Raw genomic sequence first — 20584 nt, 5'->3', positions numbered from 1 at the left:
AAACTTAAATTATGAAGAACTACTACGCTCTATTTTTATTGTTGTTTTTTGTGTCTGTAAGTTATGCACAGCAAAGTCAAACTTTAATTGTTGACAAAGCCTGGGTAAATGATTCTGAAGAATGGTCGGATTTTAAATATGCAGGACAAATCGTTTTTTCGACTAGTGCTACTGAAGAAGGAAGTTTAAGAATTGGCAATTATGATTTTCTATATGATATCTGCGAAGGAAAAGCTAAGTTTTCTAACAAAGCAACATATAGTGCAGCAGAATTTTCACATCCGAGAAAATTAACTGTAACAACTGATAAACAAGGTGTAGTAAACTCAACATATGAGGGAACTTTAATTTTTCAGTCAGACAAAGATTATTATTCTGTTATTGCGATAGTAACAATACTGGAAAAAAACGGTAATACGCTTGGCTTAAAAATGCATCTAAAAGAAAGCAGCAAAAAAGAGTTTGCATTTAGCCTGAAACCAAATAGTTAAACATAAAAAAATAAGGATTTTTTCACGTTATAAAATCCTAACCATAAAAATTCCAATTAATAAAAAATGGATGTATTAATAAAGATTAAAGATCGAGAAGGAGTTATACACGAGTTACAGGCTCCAACTGATATGGCAATGAATATAATGGAGTTATGCAAAGCATACGAACTTCCTGTTGAAGGAACCTGTGGCGGAATGGCCATGTGTGCCTCTTGCCAGTGTTATGTTCTAAATGATGTTGCATTACCAGAAATGGGAGATGAAGAAGAAGCCATGCTTTCAGAAGCGTTTTATGTTAAATCTAATAGTCGTTTAGGCTGTCAGATTCCAATTACTACAGAATTAGAAGGGCTCGAATTAGAACTGGCTCCTGAATATTAAATAATAAATTCCAAAATTTAAATTCCAAAATTCTATTGGAATTTTTGTTTGGAACTATCTGACTCCAGAATATTAAAAAATAAAAAAGCGAGAATTTAGGTTCTCGCTTTTTTTATATTGAATTAATCGTATTTTTTAATAAGTTCTTCCAAAGAGAATTCTTTGAGCAATTTATCCAGATATTTTCCTCTACTACTTAAGTCTCGCTGGTATGGTGCAAAATTACTTGTATATTCATTAAAGACATCATTCAGTTCTTTTAATTGATTCCTTTTTTCCTGAGTTATACTTCCAGCTTTATTTTCAATAAAATCCAATATTCTTTTTATTGCGATTTCTTTCTCAATAATCGCCTCCTCATTGCTTTCTAAAGTACAAATACCGTAAATTCCTTTACAGAAATAATTCCATTCTTCTTCCAGAGCTTTATCCGCCTTTATCAAATCAATTTCTCCATTTTCGTCAAAAACATTTCCATAAGCAAATGCTTTGTATTCATGATTTTTTAAATTAGACAAGAGATTTTTTTTAAAATCCTTTTTAAATTTCTCAGGATTATGATGCAAAATATTGTCCGCAATAAGTTGCAGGATACTTTTAGGAAAATACTTTTTAGAAGAAACAATTTTATGATTATCGCTTAAAGAAGAACTTATTGTTATTTCTGAATTAATAACATACGAAGCTTCAGGAATAAGTTTTTCTTCAATAAGTCGATTTAATTGATCCGAAGTAAGATTCATTATTCTTATAATTTCTTCAACTTCCAGATAATTATCTTCAATGTATTTTAGGTTTATATCTTTCATTTTCGAATTAAGATTACAAACCAAATATACCATTAAAACATCAAAAAAACCGTAATTACATCACTGCAATTACGGTTTTTCCTTTATAACAATTTTCTTTAATCTCTCCTTTATACCAAACCTGCTGCAATTAAATATTCAGCGATTTGAATGGTGTTTGTAGCTGCCCCTTTTCTTAGGTTATCAGCAACAATCCACATGTTTAATGTATTTGGCTGGCTTTCGTCACGACGGATTCTTCCAACAAAAACATCATTTTTACCTTCAGCATAAAGCGGCATTGGGTAAGTAAAAGTATCTAAATTATCCTGCACCACTACTCCATCAGTATTATGCAAAATTTCGCGAACTTCATTTACATCAAAATCATTAGTGAACTCAACATTTACTGCTTCACTGTGTCCGCCAACAACTGGAACACGTACTGCAGTAGCTGTAACTCTGATGGTGTTGTCACCAAGAATTTTTTGAGTTTCACGAACTAATTTCATTTCTTCTTTAGTGTATCCGTTTTCTTCAAAACTATCGCAATGTGGAATTGCATTTCTGTGAATTGGATATTTGTAAGCCATTTCTCCCTGAATTCCCGCATATTCGTTTTCTAATTGTTTTACCGCTTTTACACCAGTTCCGGTGATCGATTGGTAAGTAGAAACAATAACTCTTCTAATATTGTATTTTTTATGCAAAGGAGCCAATGCCAATACCATTTGAATAGTAGAGCAGTTTGGATTTGCAATAATTTTGTCTTCTTTTGTTAATGTATTAGCATTAATTTCAGGCACTACCAATTTTTTAGTAGGATCCATTCTCCATGCCGATGAATTATCAATAACTGTTGTTCCGGCTGCAGCAAATTTTGGCGCCCACTCTAATGAAGTATCACCTCCGGCAGAGAAAACCGCAATATCAGCTTTCATATCAACTGCTGTTTGCATTCCGACAACTTTATATTTTGTTCCTTTATATTCAATTTCTTTTCCTACTGATCTTTCAGATGCAACAGGAATCAATTCTGTAACCGGAAAATTTCTTTCCGCTAAAACTTTAAGCATTACCTCGCCAACCATACCAGTGGCACCTACAACCGCTATTCTCATTTTTATATTTTTAGTATGAATTAATCTAAATTATAATGCAAAAGTATACATAATAAAAGTCAAAACAAGACGCTTCACAAAAAATAACAAAATGTTACAAATTAAACATTGTCCAAAAAAACCGCTCCAATTAAGGAACGGTTAAGTTAGACTTAGTGTAGCGGTATATATATTATTGTTTATTTTTTAATAGATCTCTAATTTGAGTAAGCAATTCTTCTTGCGTTGGTCCTGCTGGTGGCGCAACAACTTCTTCTTTCTTTTTCACTTTATTTATTCCTTTAATAATTAAAAACAATACAAAAGCAACAATTATAAAGTTAATTACAGCCGAAATAAACAAACCATATTTTACCCCTCCAAAAGCGGTTAGTTCTTCGATCGTCGATAAATGCGCCGCATCTAACGCCGGTTTTAATATCAATGGAGTAATTACATTTTCAATTAATGAGCTTACGATTTTACCAAAAGCAGCTCCAATAATGACACCCACAGCCAAATCGACTACGTTGCCTTTCATTGCAAATTCCTTAAATTCTGAAAGTACACTCATAATTGTTTCTTTAAATTTATTAAGTATATCGAAAATACATAATTTTCTTTAAAAAATACTGAAATCTATCTGAAAAATACTCTTTTTACACGTTGCGAGATACTTGTCATAATTTCATATGGAATTGTTTTTAACGCTTCTGCCATTTCATTCACTGTAGGGCTTTCGCCGAAAATAATAACCGAATCTCCTTCTTTGCAGTCAATTTCGCTAACATCAACCATTAACATATCCATACAAACACTTCCAACAATAAATGCTTTTTGGTTTTTAATGGTAACAAATCCAACCTGATTGCCCCATAATCTAGAGATTCCGTCAGCATACCCAATTGGAATTGTGGCAATTTTTGTTTCTTTCTCTGCCATAAAACGACGTCCATAACCCACGCTATCGCACGCAGGAATTGTTCGAACCTGCGAAATAATTGATTTTAAAGTTCCAACATTTTCTAAATATTTTTGTTCCGATGGATCATTGGAAACCCCGTATAAACCAATTCCCAATCGTACCATATTATATTGCGCATTTGGGAAATTACTAATTCCGGAAGTATTCAAAATATGGCGAATTGGATTAATGTTTAATGCTGAAATCAGTTTTGAAGACAACTTTTCGAACAAATTAATCTGAGAAAGCGCAAATTCATAATGCTTCATTTCGTCACTTGTTGCCATATGCGACAAAACACTCTGAATGCGAACGGTTGAATTTCCTTTTAAAGTTTCTATCAATTCATCGATTGTATTTTCTTCAAACCCCAAACGATGCATTCCTGTATCTAATTTTATGTGAATTGGAAAATTCTTCAGATTCTTTTCGCGGGCAATTTTCAAAAAGGCATTTAATCCTTTTATGCTGTAAATTTCAGGTTCTAATTGATACTGAATAATCGAAGGAAAACTAGTCGATTCCGGATTCAAAATCATAATGGGCAATTTAATTCCACCGTTTTTCAATGAGATTCCTTCATCGGCAAAAGCCACACCTAAATAATCTACTTTATGATGTTCGAGTAATTTCGCAATTTCCAAACCTCCATTTCCGTATCCAAAAGCTTTCACCATAACCATGATTTTTACCTCCGGATTTAGTTTCGCTTTAAAGAAATTCAGGTTATGACTAATAGAATCTAAGTTTATTTCGAGAACCGTTTCATGCGTTTTTTCTTCCAGCAAGGAAACGATTTCTTCAAACTGAAATGATCTCGCACCCTTAATTAAAATCGTCTCATTATTGAAACTTAAACTTTCGAACTTCGAAATAAATTCGGCTGTATTCTCAAATGTAATAATAGCCGGAAATTTGTTTTTAAAAGATGTAATAGTTGTTCCAATTCCAATTACCTTATTAACTTTATTATCAGCAATAAGTTGCGCTACTTTAGAATACAATTCTTCGTTTGAAAATCCGCTTTGGAAAATATCAGATAAAATAACGGTTTTTGTTGCATTCTTTTTTTGCTGACTTTCCAGAAAATCCAAAGCGATTTTTAATGACTGAAAATCAGAACTATAACTATCATCAATAATACTGCAATTGTTTATTCCGTTTTTTACTTCCAAACGCATCTCAACCGGGTACAACATTTTCATGCGGCCCTGAATCGTTTCAAAATCATAATTAAAGTAAAGTAAAACCAATAAACAGGAAATCGCATTTTCGATAGAAGCAGAATCCTGAAAAGGAATTTCTAAATCGAAAAATTCGTTTTGATATTGATATTGAATTGTTGTTTTTTCATTTCTGTTTTCCTTTTCCAGAATAAACACATCAGCAGAATTATCACTAAAACTCCAGGAAAAAAGTGCTCTTTCCTTTATCGGATATTGCTCTGAAAATGTCTTTAAACATTGATCAATAAGTTCATTTTTTTGATAAATAATAACTTCTGATTTTTTGAAAAGCAATAATTTCTCTCGGATTTTTTGTTCTGAATTTTCAAAACCTTCATCATGCGCCGGACCAATATTGGTTAAAATGCCAATTGTAGGTTTAACGATATTTTCGAGTTTATTCATCTCGTTAACCGTCGAAATTCCGGCTTCGAAAATACCCAGATTATGTTTTTCATTAATAGCAATCACAGAAAGAGGAACACCAACCTGAGAATTATAACTTTTAGGACTTCTGATAACATTATAATCGGGACTTAATAAAAAATTAAGCCACTCTTTTACAATTGTTTTTCCATTGCTTCCGGTAATTCCGAGCACAGGAAAATCAAAAAGATCACGGTAATAACCTGCGAACTGTTGTAAAGCTTTGAGAGTGTTTTTTACCACCAGAAAATTAGCTTTTCCTTCACTATTCTTCGGAATGTGGTGAACTACAAAATTCTTAACTCCTTTTTCTATCAACTCCGGAATAAATAAATGAGCATCATTATTAATGCCTGATAAAGCAAAAAATAATGTTTTTGATCCGTTTTGCAACGAACGGCTGTCGATAGAAATATGATCAATAAAAATATCAGTATCAGGACCGATCCATCTGGCGTCAAGAACCGAAATAAGGTTTTTTAAATTTATGCTCATTTAGAAAGTTTCTTTTGTCAAATTTAAAAAAAGGTTTGCCACCAATTACACAAATTTTCGCTAATTCTTTGCGATTAAAAAAGTAGCACCCCGAGCGTTGACAAATAGGCGAAGCAATCACGAATTATTTTTTCTCGCAGATTTAGCAGATTTAGCAGATTCTGTTGGGGGAAAAAAATCTGCAGGATCTGCGGGATCTGCGAGAGTAAATTCTAAATAAATTTAAAAAAAGGTTTACTATGACCCGAGCCATAGCAAACAGGGGAATTAATTAGCAAATTATTTTTGCCACAGATCTAAAATATTTTAAACATAATTTGTGAAAATTTATATATTTCGCGGCAAAAAACATTATTATATTTGTTGAATACCCGAAATTTCACGTTTTGAAAAAGATACTTCCTATATTCTCTTATATCCTGCATCCGATTTTTATTTCGATGTATGCTACTTTGTTTTATCTTTTTTGCAAAGGAGATATTTTTACCAATCAGGAGAAATATTATGTGTTATTCCAAATTCTGATTATTACTATTTTAGTTCCTGTCTTGTTTTTCTTGCTGCTTCGCTCCACTGGACACGTCGATTCTATAATGGTTGCAGAAACATCGCAACGTAAAATTCCGCTTGTTTTGCAGTGTTTTTTATATATCCTTCTGGTAAAAAGAAGCATTGTGATTGTGCGTTACCCTGAACTTCATTTCTTTTTCCTGGGTGCGCTGTTCAGTACTATTTTAGCTTTAATATGTTCGTTATTTAAAATAAAAGCAAGTTTACATACTATGGCAATGAGTGGTTTTACCATTTTTGTGATTGGCTTAAACATTCACTTGCAAATGCAAAATCCGTATTGGTCAGCTCTTTTGATTTTAATGACCGGAGTTGTGGCTTCTTCAAGATTAGAAATGGAAGCTCACACGGCTAAAGAAGTATTAATTGGGTTATTATTGGGTGTATTACCGCAGTTACTGTTTTTGTATTTGTGGTTATAAAATGTAAAAAATCAAACCCAGATTCATTGTTCTCATGCTGACATTTTCGCCACTTAATGTCTTAACTTCAGATTTATACAATGTATTTAAGCCATAATAAGCATAAATATTCCAGGTATTATATCCCGCTGAAAGATAAACCCCGTATTGAAAATCATTTAAATCAGGATTATTTTTAATTTTATAAATGTTCTCTCCATCTTTTAGAACTGATTTAGCAGCAAAAACATAGCTAAATTTTAAACCTGCATAAATTCTCCAGAATTTGGTACTTTCATAAGTTGAGTTTCTCCATCTAAATTCTATTGGCACATCAACTAAATATTGCCTGAATCTATTTGCAACAAATTCATCATAACTATTGACTCCATATATTAATGATCCGTCAGCGCTTTTTGAGACCGTCAGATTTTGATAATAATTCTGATAACTTATTCCTAAACCAGGAGCTATGGCAAATGTTCGTTTTTTATTGAGGGGAAAATCGCGCAGAAAACCTCCGGAAAGTCCGGCAGAAAATTTATCTTGTTTTAAGCCATCCGGTCCCTGAACCAAAAGATTATAGGTAACGGAGAAATAAAACTGATCTTCGCGATATAAAGAATCAATTTTAACCACTGGTTTTATTTCAGGTTTCACTTCGTCCTGCGAAAAAACGTTTAAAAACGAAACTAAAAACAAACAACTAAAAAGGAATCGCATATCGTATTTTGGTTTTAAAGTGGTTTTCAAATAAACGTTTTTTAGCGTTGATTTATTTCACACAAATATAATATAATGCCAGTTCAGGATACCATTTGAAAGTAATTATTCTCTTTTTCACGACGAATAAAACTATTTGTTGCTTTTTTTTCAACAAATTAGCAATAGAATTTAAAAAATGAATCCATTTTTCATTGCTCTTTTATACCTTTGTCCTGCATGAAAAAAAAGCAACTCATATTAAGTGTTTCTTTCGCACTGACAATATTGTTCTCGATATTGTTTCAGTCGATACACAGTTATGAGCATATTGTAAAACAGCTTTCAGAAAAACAATGTCATCACGACTATAGTGATCCGAGTGGTGAAATAACGCATCAGCATCATGATTATGACTTGTGTTATGTATGTCATTTTGCTTTTGGAAGTTATATTGTTCCTGAAAATTTTTCCTTTGCATTTCAAACTTTTCATGAAGAAATACCTTTTTTCTTTGTCTTCTCAGAAAGCATCCTTTCTTTTTCAGGAAGTGCTTATTTACTGCGTGGCCCTCCTGCTGTTATAGTTTCTTAGATTTCGAAATACTCTAAGTAAACTAAATTCTTAATTATAAAACTCGGAAGAGAATAAGTTTTCCATCCTGAAACCTATCAGGATTGGCAAGTTTGTTCTGATTTCTGTTTTTATTCTAAAAAAAATCAATTCAACTATAGCATCATTTTCAAATGAAAAAAATCATATTAGCCCTTATTTTAGGGTTTTCGGGCATACTTACTGCTCAAAATATTGTTACCGGAACCGTTACAGATCTTCAGAATCAGCCATTGCCGGGAGTTTCGGTTTATGCACCGGAATTGCACAAAGGAACAACCACTGATGCAAACGGAAAATACGAATTTACCAATCTTCCAAACGGAAGTTTTAGGGTTGCTTTTACTTTTGTTGGTTTTACCACTCAAAACAAGACAATTGCTAAATTATTAAAAGAAAACACTTTAGACATTACACTTTCAGAATCTGTTTTTGAAATGGATGAAGTTGTGGTTTCTACTCCTTTCAACAAATTGCAATCGCAAAATGTTATGAAAGTCGAACATGAAAGTATTAAAACTTTACAACAAAAAGGGACTTCAACTTTAATTGAAGGTTTAGCAACAATTCCCGGAGTCTCCCAAATTTCAACGGGAACTTCTATCGGAAAACCGGTTATTCGCGGTTTGAGCGGTAATCGTGTTTTGGTTTATTCTCAAGGTGTCCGTATCGAAAATCAACAGTTTGGAGACGAACATGGTCTGGGTTTAAACGATGCCGGAATTGAAAGTGTCGAAGTTATAAAAGGACCTGCCTCTTTATTATATGGTTCTGATGCTTTAGGTGGTGTTTTATATTTTAATCCTGAAAAATTTGCCGATGCGAATACTTTCAAAGCTAATTTCAGTCAAAAATATTTTACCAATACACAAGGAAGTAATTCTTCTATTGGATTAAAAACATCAACTGACAATTGGAAATTTTTGGCCCGAGGAAGTTTCAACACACACTCTGATTATAAAATTGCCGATGGCGATCGCGTAACGAATTCGCGTTACAATGAAACTGATTTTAAAACCGGAATTGGATACAGCAATTCAAGTTTTTCAAGTGTCCTAAGATATAACTACAACAAATTGGATCTTGGAATGCCGGAAGATGGAATTGCAGAGCAATCTTCAAGCAAAGACACCCAATTTCCGAGACAGGGTATTTTCAATCATTTGTTGAGTTTGAATAATGTTATTTTCTTTGAAAACTCAAAATTAGACGTTGATTTGGGCTATATCGCTAATGACAGAAGCGAATTTGAAGACAGTAACAACGCCTCTTTAAGAATGAAACTAAATACTTTCAATTACAACGCAAAATATCATTTTCCGAAAATGGGCAAAATTGAAACGATTTTAGGCGTTCAGGGAATGCATCAAACCAATGCTAATTTTGGTGAAGAATATTTGATTCCGGATGCAACAACAAATGATTTTGGTGTTTTTGGAACAGCGAATTACGAATGGAATAATAGCGTTTTACAAGCCGGATTACGTTTTGACAATAGAAATATTACATCAGAAGCGCATGGAATTTCAGGTGAAGAAGGTTATTTTGAAGCTTTAGACAGATCTTTCGACAGCTTTAATGCTTCTTTGGGATATAAAACCAAATTAGCAGAGCCTTTAACACTTCGATTGAATGTGGCAACAGGATTTAGAGCGCCAAATTTAGCCGAATTGACTTCAAATGGAGTTCATGAAGGAACTAACCGTTATGAAATTGGAAACGCTAATTTGAAAACCGAACAAAACGTTCAGACGGATTTAAACTTAGAATATAAAAATTCACACTTTGAGTTCTTCGTAAACGGATTTTACAATCACATAAACAATTATATCTATACTTCGCCGACCGGAGAAACTCGTGATGACAATGACGTTTTTGCCTACGTACAGGATAACGCACAATTGTATGGTGGTGAAATCGGATTGCATTTTCACCCGCACCCGTTAGACTGGTTGCATTTTGAAACAAGTTTTGAAACTGTAACCGGTAAAAAAGACAACAAAGATTATTTGCCATTAATTCCTGCCAACAATTGGAATAATACGCTTAGAACTGAATTCAAAATCAAAGATTGGTTTCAGGAAGGCTATGCTTCATTAAACGTTTCATCAACTATGAAGCAGGATAATGTAAGTGGTTTTGAAACAGCTTCAAAAGGTTATACTTTGGTTAACTTAGGTTTTGGAGGAACGGTAAAATTGGGTAAAACTGCTTTTGATGTAAACCTGAACGGAAACAATTTATTTGATAAAGAATATATTGCACACCTTTCCAGATTAAAAACAGACGGTATCCCGAATATTGGAAGAAACATTGTTTTAGGAGTTAATTTTAATCTATAACTTTTAATTTAACCGCAAGGAATGCTAAGAATTATGCAAGGTTCGCAAAGTTTAAAACGAAACTTTGCGAACTCCTTGAGGTTAAACAGCACTTAAATTTTTACCACAAAGTACACAAAGATTTTATTTAAAAGTATCTTCAGAAAACACAAAGTTCACAAAGTAAGAAATCAACACAAAGCTTTGTGAACTTTGCGTTTTTACAAAACCAAGCATGGGTAAAAAACTTTGTGTTCTTTGTGGTAAAAACAATCCCTATATTACAAAAACCACTATTTTTGTTACAATTGACAAACTTAAACAATGAAAAAAACATTTCTTATAATGGCTATTACAACTGCAGGAATTTCATTTGGACAAAATAAAATTCAATACCCGGAAACAAAAAAAGGCGAAACTGTAGATGTATATTTTGACACTAAAGTAAGCGATCCATATCGTTGGCTTGAAGATGATAAATCTACTGAAACCGGTGCCTGGGTACAAGCTGAAAACAAAGTTACTTATGGCTATTTGGATAAAATTCCGTTTCGTGATGAATTGAAAAAACGCATGGAACAACTTTGGAATTATGAAAAAATAAGCGCTCCTTTTACGGAAGGAAAGTATACCTATTATTCAAAAAACAACGGACTTCAAAATCAATCGGTTATTTACCGAAAAGGACAGGATGGCAAAGAAGAAGTTTTCTTAGATCCTAATACTTTTTCTAAAGACGGAACAACATCACTTGGTGAATTGGATTTTTCTAAAGACGGATCAAAAGCAGCTTATGCCATTTCTGAAGGCGGAAGCGACTGGAGAAAAGTTATTATTATTGATGCCTTGTCTAAAAAAGTTTTAGAAGATACTTTAGTTGATGTAAAATTCAGCGGAATCTCATGGCATGGAAATGAAGGTTTTTATTATTCAAGTTATGACAAACCAAAAGGAAGCGAATTATCTGCTAAAACAGATCAGCATAAATTGTATTTCCACAAACTTGGAACTTCTCAAAAAGAAGACAAACTAATTTTTGGAGTCGATCAAAAAAGAAGATATGTTGGCGGTTATGTGACTGAAGATGACCGTTATTTAATTATTTCAGCATCAAATTCTACTTATGGAAACGAGCTTTACATTAAAGACTTAACAACTGCAAACAGTCCAATTGTAACTATTGTAGACAACTTCAATAGTGATAATTCAATTATAGAAAACGAAGGAAGTAAATTGTTTATCGAAACCGATTTAAATGCACCAAACAAACGTGTTGTAACGGTAGATGTGAACAATCCGAAACCAGAAAACTGGAAAGATTTCATTAAAGAAACGCAAGACATTTTATCGCCTTCAACAGGTGGTGGATACTTTTTTGCCAATTATACTAAAGATGCTGTTTCATTTGTACAGCAGTATGATTATAGCGGAAAATTAATTCGTGAGATCAAACTTCCGGCAGTAGGAACTGCAAGCGGATTTGGCGGAAAAAAACACGAAAAAACTTTATATTACAGTTTTACCAACTACACTACGCCTGGAACGATTTATTCATTGGAACCAAAATCTGGTAAATCTGAAATTTATCAAAAACCTAAAGTAGATTTTAAAAGTGAAGATTATGAGTCAAAACAGGTTTTCTACACTTCAAAAGACGGAACTAAAATCCCGATGATTATTACCTATAAAAAAGGATTAAAATTAAACGGTAAAAACCCAACAATTCTTTATGGTTATGGCGGATTTAATATCAGTTTAACACCGGCTTTCAGTATTGCAAATGCAGTTTGGATGGAAAATGGTGGCGTTTATGCTGTTGCCAATTTAAGAGGCGGTGGTGAATACGGAAAGAAATGGCATGATGCCGGAACGAAATTGCAAAAACAAAATGTATTTGACGATTTTATTGCTGCCGGTGAATATCTAATCGCTCAAAAATATACTTCATCAGATTTCTTAGCCATTCGCGGAGGTTCTAACGGAGGTTTATTAGTTGGAGCAACAATGACACAACGCCCTGATTTAATGAAAGTAGCATTGCCGGCAGTTGGTGTTATGGATATGTTGCGTTACCATACTTTTACAGCCGGAGCAGGTTGGGCTTACGATTATGGAACAGCTCAGGATAATAAAGAAATGTTTGAATATTTAAAAGGTTATTCTCCAGTTCAGAATGTAAAAGCTGGCGTTAAATATCCTGCAACAATGGTAACAACTGGTGATCATGACGACCGTGTAGTGCCTGCACACAGTTTTAAATTTGCTGCTGAATTGCAGGAAAAACAAACAGGAGACAATCCTGTTTTAATTCGTATTGATGTAAAAGCGGGTCATGGAGCAGGAAAATCTGTTGCGGCAACCATTCAGGAAAATGTAGATGTTCAGGCATTCACGCTTTACAATATGGGCTTTACGGCTTTACCGAAAAAGTAAAATTTAATCTAATTTTTTATAGCCACGAATTCACGAATTATTTTGTGAGTTTGTGGCTGTATTTTTTACCACAAATTACACAAATTATCACAAATTTAATTACAAAAATTTACTCTCGCAGATCTCGCAGATTTAGTAGATTTTTTTGATTGAATAAAAAAATCTACTAAATCTGCTTAAATCTTTTTTAAATCTGCGTGAAAAATAATTTAGTAATTGCTTCACCTGATCGCTATGGCAGGTTTTTTTTAACAGCAAAAAATTAGCGAAAATTAATGCAATTTGTGGTAAACCTTTTTTTAAATTTGATAATAATTAAAAAGCCAAAAAATGGAAATCATAAAATGGGGAATTATAGGTTGTGGAAATGTAACCGAAGTTAAAAGCGGTCCGGCCTTTCAAAAAACTCCAAATTCAGCATTAGTTGCTGTAATGCGAAGAGATGCCAAACTTGCCGAAGATTACGCCAAACGCCATAATGTTCCAAGATGGTATTCAAATGCAATTGACCTGATTAATGATCCGGAAGTAGATGCCGTTTATATAGCCACTCCTCCATCTTCTCATAAAGAATATACGATTTTGTGCGCCAAAGCAGGAAAACCTGTTTACGTCGAAAAACCAATGGCTTTGACGTTTGAAGAGTGTAACGAAATGATAAGCGTTTGCAAAGAACACAACGTTCCTTTATTTGTGGCTTATTACAGAAGAAGTTTGCCAAGATTCCTAAAAATAAAAGAACTAATCGATCAGAATAAAATTGGAACTGTAAGACATGTAAACTGTGTTTTATATCATCCATTTGAAGAACGTTATGACGATGAAATCAATTTGCCGTGGACCGTTTTACCGCATATTTCAGGTGGCGGAATATTTGTCGATTTAGCTTGTCATACTTTAGATTTTCTTGATTTCGTTTTAGGTCCGATTCAATCTGTTCGCGGGCACGCAAGTTCCCAGCTTAAAGCTTATCCTGCTGAAGATTCAGTTTCGATGTCCTTTTTATTCGAAAACGGAATTCACGGAACCGGTTTATGGAATTTTGCGAGTTTCGAGCGTTATGATAACACTGAAATTGTGGGAGATAAAGGCAAGATTTCTTTTTCGACTTTCGGAAATGATCCAATCCATATTCAATATACAAACGGAGAAAAAGAAAGTATTACAATTGAAAATCCGCTTCATATTCAACAACCACTTATTGAAACTGTAGTTAGCGAGCTTTTGGGTAATGATGGTGTGAATCCGTCAAGAGGAACTTCTGCTTCCAGAACAAGCTGGGTTATTGATGAAGTTTTGAAGGAGTTTAGGAATTCAAAATAGAATGATTTTGTAGAATAGTATTGTCCTCCTGAGGAACGAAGGATCGCATTAGGAGCTTGACAAAGATTGGTACCTCACTTTGCGGAATTTCTTGTGTGATCCTTCGTTACTCAGGAGGACAAAAAAGCCGTAAAATAAAAAAGAGGATATTCGAATGAATATCCTCTTTTTTATAAACTATAAATTTTTCTTTAGAAAATTATAGGCTGTATCTTAATCCAAAAGTCAAACCTACACCACTAATACCTACATAAGAACTAATATCGTCAGTAGCTTTAGTACTATCAAAACCTGCAGCATTTGTTACTTTGCTGTTAGACGAAGTATCAATCTTGTCTACATAATTAGTATGAATAGCAGAATACGAAGCATCTTGTCTAAAAGTAGATGGTGTATTCAATTTATCTACTCCATTTTCAGTAAACACAGTAGTTTCTTTTGTATCTCCGTGAACAGTAAAGTTTCTATATTCAATTTCAGCATACAAAGCTATTTTTTTTCCTAATTTATAAGAACTTCCAATTGCAGCACTAAAACCAATAGTTGGATTAGGTTTTACAACATCTTCAGAATACGTTTTTGCCATTACTCCCGCAGCAGTAGAATACGTACGATTAGTTTCAATAGTCAAATCTCCATGAATAGGAACAATAACTCCTACTTTTGTATAAGGTTCAAAACCTTTAGATTCTCCCAAAAATAACACTAATGCAGGTGATAAATCCCATGCTCTAATTTTTCCTACAGCATCTCCAGATACAAAAATATTTGTTGGTGACGTAGCAACTAAACGATTTGTAGTTTCAACCATCAATTTATCTGCACTAGAATAATAGTTGATTCCCATTTCAACTCCTAAACGAGTAGAAAAACGGTAACCTGCAGTTAGTCCAGAACGAAAACCTTCTCCAAATGATCCGTGATTAGTTTCTCTCGAAATTAAAGTAGTTCCATTAGGTGCATAAACATCTGTATTAGGCAATTGACCATTTACAATTGGAAATTCAGTAGCAGCAGTTTGAATAAAATAAGATCCTCCTAATTTAAAATACCAGCTTTCTGGTTTATCTGCTTTTTCTGTTTGCGCCATTGTGGCCATAGAGCAAACTAATAATCCTAATAAAAATAGGTTCTTTTTCATAATTCTGATTTAATTAATTTATGCAAACTTATAATATTTTAACACATTCTTTTGGTTTGCAAAGTTAGACTTGGTACGAAATCGTTGTAATTTCGGGCAATATTACTAAAAAACTACTATGCATGCATATTTTTAACACAAAAATTTCGCATAGTTCTAAATTTTAACTGTTAAAATTTAATTCAGCTTAAAGTTAACCTGAAGCTTTTCTAATTCCTGTAATAATTCAGTAGAAATTCTCACTTTTAATCTTCTGCTTGGCATGGTTAATTTAGTTACTACTTTTATTTCTTCAACTTCTTTTAGTTCCTGAATTTTGGTTTCTCCTAATGGAGAATCAGCATCTTCATTTTCACTTTCATCTGCAAAAACAGCGTCTTCAGTTTCTTCAAAATCAGTATTGGTTTCGACCTCAACCAAACGTTTTATGTTTTCTAATTCCATGATCTCAAAAGTCACAGTATTATCTCCTTTATAAGCATTGAATAAATGATTCAGTGTATGAATAAAATCAGTTTGTAAATCTTTAATATTCAACAACAGAATTAATTTTTTGGCAAAAACTTCTAATATATCCTGTAATTGTCTGACCTCAACAAACTGCAATCTTGGTTCTGATTTTTTGCCTGTATCGTGATTTACCCAGCCGTCTTTTATTAAAACTTTCAGGTACGCAAAATTATTCTGAATCAGGAAATGCCTGAACTTTAAATATTCTTCTCCAAAAATCTTAAACTCATAACTTTCATCATATCCCTCTAAATTAAATACTGCCCAGCCTTTTCCATTTTTGGCGACACGATGCTGCACATTATTAATAATTCCTGCAAAATTTAGATTTTTACCAACATATAATTCCATGCTTTTCAACGCTTCCAATCTGGCATTACAGAAGTATTTCATTTCAAATCTAAAATCATCCAAAGGGTGTCCGGAAATATAAATCCCGACAACTTCTTTTTCTTTCGCCAGTTTTTCCATTGTACTCCAATCTTCACACGGAGGCACAACAGGCTCGGCAATCTGAACTTCACTTGCTTCACCAAACAAACTTACCTGTGATGAATTTTCGTTCTCCTGAAACTTTGATCCGTAACGTATTGCCTTTTCATAAAACGTAATTCCGTCACCATCATCATGAAAATATTGGGCTCTTGTTGTTCCTTCAAAAGAATCAAAACCACCGGCCAAAGCCAGATTTTCAATCGCTTTTTTATTGGCAGCACGTAAATCAATTCGTTTGGCCAAATCAAAAATCGATTTATATCTGCCGTCTTTTCTGTTTTCTACAATTGTTGCTACAGCTCCGGAACCCACTCCTTTAATTGCTCCCATTCCAAAACGAACAGCGTAACTATCATTTACAGTAAACTTATAATACGACTCATTCACATCCGGGCCTAAAACCTGCAAGCCCATTCGTTTACATTCTTCCATGAAAAACGAAACCTGTTTGATATCGTTCATATTATTTGAAAGTACCGCCGCCATATATTCAGCAGGATAATGCGCTTTTAAGTAAGCTGTTTGGTACGCAATCCAGGCATAACAAGTCGAGTGCGATTTGTTGAAGGCGTAACTCGCAAAAGCTTCCCAGTCTTTCCAGATTTTTTCTAAAATTTTGGCATCGTGACCTTTTAGGGCAGCTTGTTCAACAAATTTAGGTTTCATTTTGTCCAGAACGTCCTTTTGTTTTTTACCCATCGCTTTACGCAAAACGTCGGCCTCACCTTTTGTAAAACCAGCCAGCGATTGGGACAAAAGCATTACCTGCTCCTGATAAACCGTAATTCCGTAGGTTTCACCTAAATATTCTTCACAAGCATCTAAATCGTATTTGATTTCCTCTTCCCCATTTTTTCTTCGAACGAAAGACGGAATATATTCCAAAGGTCCCGGACGATACAAGGCATTCATTGCAATTAAATCTCCAAAAACTGTCGGCTTCAGATCTTTCATGTATTTCTGCATTCCGGGTGACTCATATTGGAAGATTCCAACCGTTTCTCCCCTTTGGAAAAGTGCATACGTTTCAACATCGTCAATCGGGAAAGTATCCGGATCCAAATCAATATTTGTTCTGTATTTTACCAGTTTTACGGTATCTTTTATCAATGTAAGGGTCTTCAGACCCAAGAAGTCCATTTTAAGCAATCCGGCACTTTCTGCAACCGAGTTATCAAACTGTGTTACATATAAGTCGGAATCTTTTGCGGTTGTAACGGGAACGAAATTCGTAATATCCGATGGCGTAATAATTACCCCACAGGCGTGAATTCCGGTATTTCGCATTGATCCTTCCAGGATTTTTGCCTGCTGAATGGTTTCTCCAGCCAAATCATCTTCATTGGCAATGGCGATCAATTCTTTTACATTCTCGAATTCATCAGAACGAAGCGCTTTTTTAACTTCATCTTCGTTTTCAGAAATAAAACGTGCCAAATTCCACTTCGACGGCATCATTGCCGGAATCAGTTTTGCAATTCTGTCGGCTTCAAATAAAGGTAAATCCAATACACGTGCCGTATCACGAATCGCTGATTTGGTTGCCATTTTACCATACGTAATAATCTGTGCTACCTGATTTTTTCCGTATTTATTGATTACGTAATCCATAACACGACCACGGCCCTCATCATCAAAATCGATATCAATATCGGGCATAGATACACGATCCGGATTAAGGAAACGCTCAAAAAGCAAATCGTACTTAATCGGGTCTATATTGGTAATTCCTAAACAATACGCCACCGCAGAACCGGCTGCAGATCCACGCCCCGGTCCTACCGAAACATCCATATTTCTGGCTTCGGCAATGAAATCCTGAACAATCAAAAAGTAACCCGGATATCCGGAATTTGAAATCGTCAATAACTCAAAATCCAAACGTTCCTGAATAGATTCTGTAATTTCGCCATATCTCTTTTTCGCACCCACCATGGTAAGGTGTCGCAGATATTTATTTTCACCTCTTACACCACCATCAGCTTCATCTTCAGGAACAATAAATTCTTCCGGAATATCAAATTTTGGAAGCAATACATCGCGATAAAGTGAGTAACCTTCAACTTTATCGACAATTTCCTGAATATTGATAATCGCTTCCGGCAAATCGGCAAAGAGTTTTTTCATCTCTTCTTCCGACTTATAATAGTATTCCTGATTTGGTAATCCGTAACGGTAACCACGACCACGACCAATTGGTGTTGCCTGTTTTTCACCATCTTTTACACACAATAAAATGTCGTGTGCATTGGCATCTTCTTTATTTAAATAATAGGTATTGTTTGTAGCAATTAATTTGACATTATGCTTTTGAGAAAATTCGATCAGGGTTTTGTTTACACGATTTTCATCTTCCTGATTGTGGCGCATGACTTCCAGATAGAAATCATCACCAAATTGTGCTGCCCACCAAATTAAAGCTTCTTCGGCCTGGTTTTCACCGATATTCAGAATTTTACTCGGAATCTCTCCGTATAGATTCCCGGACAAAACCATGATATCTTCCTTATATTTTTCAATGATCTTTCGATCAATTCTCGGAACATAATAAAAACCTTCTGTAAAAGCGATCGACGACATTTTTGCCAGATTGTGATAACCGTTTTTGTTTTTGGCTAATAACACAACCTGATTTCCGTTGTCTTTTTTACTTTTATCTAAGTGATTATCACAGACATTAAATTCACAACCTACGATTGGTTTTATTTCAGTTTCTGTTGGTTCTTCTCCGGCTTCAACTAAAGCTTTATTTTTTCCGGATGCTGCCTTATTATGGTTCATAACAGCGCTCACAAAATGAAAAGCTCCCATCATGTTTCCGGTATCGGTCATGGCAACGGCTGGCATTCCATTTTTGGCTGTAGCAGCAACAATATTTCCAATTCCTATAGTCGATTGAAGAACCGAAAACTGGGTATGATTGTGTAAATGCGCGTATTTTGCTGCTTTAAAATCTGCTCTGTCAGAGGCTGAAACTGTAGTTTGTATATCATCAACTTGTAAAGCTTTAATTTGCTCTCTGATTTTATCAGAAGCCGCTTTTAAATTGATGTGTTTTAAACCAATTAAAGGAAATTCCTGTGGATTTCTATCCTGAAATTCCTTGAAATAATCCTTCGGAACATCTAATTCTTCTTTGGTAAAAACCTCTCTTCTGATTAACTCTAAAAAACAACGCGTAGTTGCCTCAACATCGGCAGTTGCGTTGTGGGCTTCCGCGAAAGGTTTATTAAAAAGATAACTATGTAATTCGGTTAAGGTTGGAAGTTTGAATTTTCCTCCACGACCTCCGGGAAGTTGTAATAATGAAGCTGTAACTTCGGTACAGGTATCTAAAACCGGCATTGTACTCATTGGAGAATCCACGCCCATTCTATGGAATTCAGCTCCCATAATATTGACGTCGAAACCTAAATTCTGACCAACAATAAATTTGGTTTTGCTTAAGGCGATATTGAATTTCTCCAAAACTTCGGCCAGCGTGATTCCCTCGGCTTCAGCCAGTTCGGTCGAAATTCCGTGAATACGTTCAGCATCATACGGAATATTAAATCCGTCCGGTTTCACCAAATAATCCTGATGTTCGATAAGCTGTCCCATTTCGTCATGCAGCTGCCACGCGATCTGAATACAGCGAGGCCAGTTATCAGAATCGGTTATTGGAGCGTCCCAGCGTTTTGGTAATCCGGTTGTTTCGGTATCGAATATTAAATACATAGCGTTAAATAACAAAAATTAAAACTCCAAATTCCAATTTTACCAATATAAACATTTGATTATATGGAGGATAAAAAATTGCTTTATAGAAAATGGAGGAGGTTCAAATTTACGCTTTTTTTGGAAGAAAGAAAATCCATCTATACCAAAAAATCATTCTTATCAATTAATCAGTTTTCCTCTTAAAATTCATAAAATTTCATAAAAATACACTTCTTGGATGTCGTAGTATTTGAATTAAAATTGAACTTACCAATATCCATTCTAAATTGAATTTTTAGCCTTCAAAATCATATTAATTGACAACTTCTGAAATTCCTCTAAAGAATCAAAAACTAACAATTATTACTATTTCTATTCATTTTGTTACATTTTTTCGAATGAAAACCGATATTTTATAGTGATTTTGAGATAAATTTGCAAACTATTAAAATTAAAAGCAATCCAGTCAAAATTAATCTGAAAAAGAAAAACAAAAGCGATTT

General features: G+C 34.2%; 14 protein-coding genes. 7 read left to right on the top strand and 7 right to left on the bottom strand.

The window, feature by feature from the left end; genetic code table 11:
• Nucleotides 1-11 precede the first annotated feature (11 nt).
• Both ASC72_RS08840 and ASC72_RS08835 read left to right on the top strand, forming a co-directional pair.
• The gene (locus ASC72_RS08840) at nt 12-491 is read left to right on the top strand and encodes a hypothetical protein (protein ID WP_056189906.1); all 480 of its coding nucleotides are present in this window, start codon (nt 12-14) and stop codon (nt 489-491) included.
• A 66-nt stretch (nt 492-557) separates the two neighbouring features.
• The gene (locus tag ASC72_RS08835) at nt 558-875 is read left to right on the top strand and encodes a 2Fe-2S iron-sulfur cluster-binding protein (protein WP_026982672.1); all 318 of its coding nucleotides are present in this window, start codon (nt 558-560) and stop codon (nt 873-875) included.
• A gap of 122 nt (nt 876-997) precedes the next feature.
• On the opposite strand, the gene ASC72_RS08830 is transcribed toward ASC72_RS08835, so the two are convergent.
• The 4 genes from ASC72_RS08830 to ASC72_RS08815 form a co-directional block, all read right to left on the bottom strand.
• Complete coding sequence (locus tag ASC72_RS08830; RefSeq protein ID WP_056189903.1) at nt 998-1684, bottom strand: DUF6058 family natural product biosynthesis protein; 687 nt, start codon at nt 1682-1684, stop codon at nt 998-1000.
• Nucleotides 1685-1794: 110 nt separating this feature from the next.
• Nucleotides 1795-2784, bottom strand: coding sequence for an aspartate-semialdehyde dehydrogenase (locus ASC72_RS08825; protein WP_056189900.1), 990 nt, complete (start codon nt 2782-2784; stop codon nt 1795-1797).
• 172 nt (nt 2785-2956) lie between these two features.
• On the bottom strand, nt 2957-3337 hold the full coding sequence (mscL, locus tag ASC72_RS08820; RefSeq protein WP_056189895.1) for a large conductance mechanosensitive channel protein MscL: 381 nt from the start codon (nt 3335-3337) through the stop codon (nt 2957-2959).
• Between the two features lie 65 nt (nt 3338-3402).
• Complete coding sequence (locus tag ASC72_RS08815) at nt 3403-5874, bottom strand: bifunctional UDP-N-acetylmuramoyl-tripeptide:D-alanyl-D-alanine ligase/alanine racemase (RefSeq protein WP_056189892.1); 2472 nt, start codon at nt 5872-5874, stop codon at nt 3403-3405.
• Between the two features lie 386 nt (nt 5875-6260).
• Here ASC72_RS08815 and ASC72_RS08810 point away from each other — a divergent pair, with 386 nt between their 5' ends.
• Nucleotides 6261-6866, top strand: coding sequence for a hypothetical protein (locus tag ASC72_RS08810; protein ID WP_056189888.1), 606 nt, complete (start codon nt 6261-6263; stop codon nt 6864-6866).
• Here the strand turns inward: ASC72_RS08810 and ASC72_RS08805 are convergent.
• On the bottom strand, nt 6861-7598 hold the full coding sequence (locus tag ASC72_RS08805) for a porin family protein (RefSeq protein ID WP_371258448.1): 738 nt from the start codon (nt 7596-7598) through the stop codon (nt 6861-6863). The genes ASC72_RS08810 and ASC72_RS08805 overlap by 6 nt on opposite strands.
• Nucleotides 7599-7787: 189 nt before the next feature.
• Between ASC72_RS08805 and ASC72_RS08800 the strand changes: the two genes are divergently transcribed.
• The 4 genes from ASC72_RS08800 (at nt 7788) to ASC72_RS08785 (ending at nt 14236) form a co-directional block, all read left to right on the top strand.
• On the top strand, nt 7788-8141 hold the full coding sequence (locus ASC72_RS08800) for a hypothetical protein (protein WP_056189884.1): 354 nt from the start codon (nt 7788-7790) through the stop codon (nt 8139-8141).
• Between the two features lie 152 nt (nt 8142-8293).
• A complete protein-coding gene (locus tag ASC72_RS08795) occupies nt 8294-10501 on the top strand; it encodes a TonB-dependent receptor (protein WP_056189880.1) in 2208 nt (735 codons plus the stop codon).
• A 303-nt stretch (nt 10502-10804) separates the two neighbouring features.
• The gene (locus ASC72_RS08790) at nt 10805-12913 is read left to right on the top strand and encodes a prolyl oligopeptidase family protein (protein WP_056189879.1); all 2109 of its coding nucleotides are present in this window, start codon (nt 10805-10807) and stop codon (nt 12911-12913) included.
• Between the two features lie 330 nt (nt 12914-13243).
• Nucleotides 13244-14236, top strand: coding sequence for a Gfo/Idh/MocA family protein (locus ASC72_RS08785; protein ID WP_056189875.1), 993 nt, complete (start codon nt 13244-13246; stop codon nt 14234-14236).
• Between the two features lie 199 nt (nt 14237-14435).
• Here the strand turns inward: ASC72_RS08785 and ASC72_RS08780 are convergent, their stop codons facing one another.
• Both ASC72_RS08780 and dnaE read right to left on the bottom strand, forming a co-directional pair.
• Nucleotides 14436-15377 (bottom strand): outer membrane beta-barrel protein, encoded by a 942-nt coding sequence (locus tag ASC72_RS08780; RefSeq protein WP_056189872.1) that lies wholly within the window; start codon nt 15375-15377, stop codon nt 14436-14438.
• A 177-nt stretch (nt 15378-15554) separates the two neighbouring features.
• Nucleotides 15555-20099, bottom strand: coding sequence for a DNA polymerase III subunit alpha (dnaE, locus tag ASC72_RS08775; RefSeq protein WP_056189870.1), 4545 nt, complete (start codon nt 20097-20099; stop codon nt 15555-15557).
• Nucleotides 20100-20584: the final 485 nt, after the last annotated feature.

This window comes from Flavobacterium sp. Root420 (assembly GCF_001427905.1).
Taxonomy (GTDB): Bacteria; Bacteroidota; Bacteroidia; order Flavobacteriales; family Flavobacteriaceae; genus Flavobacterium.
This window is presented reverse-complemented; position numbering and strand designations above follow the sequence as displayed.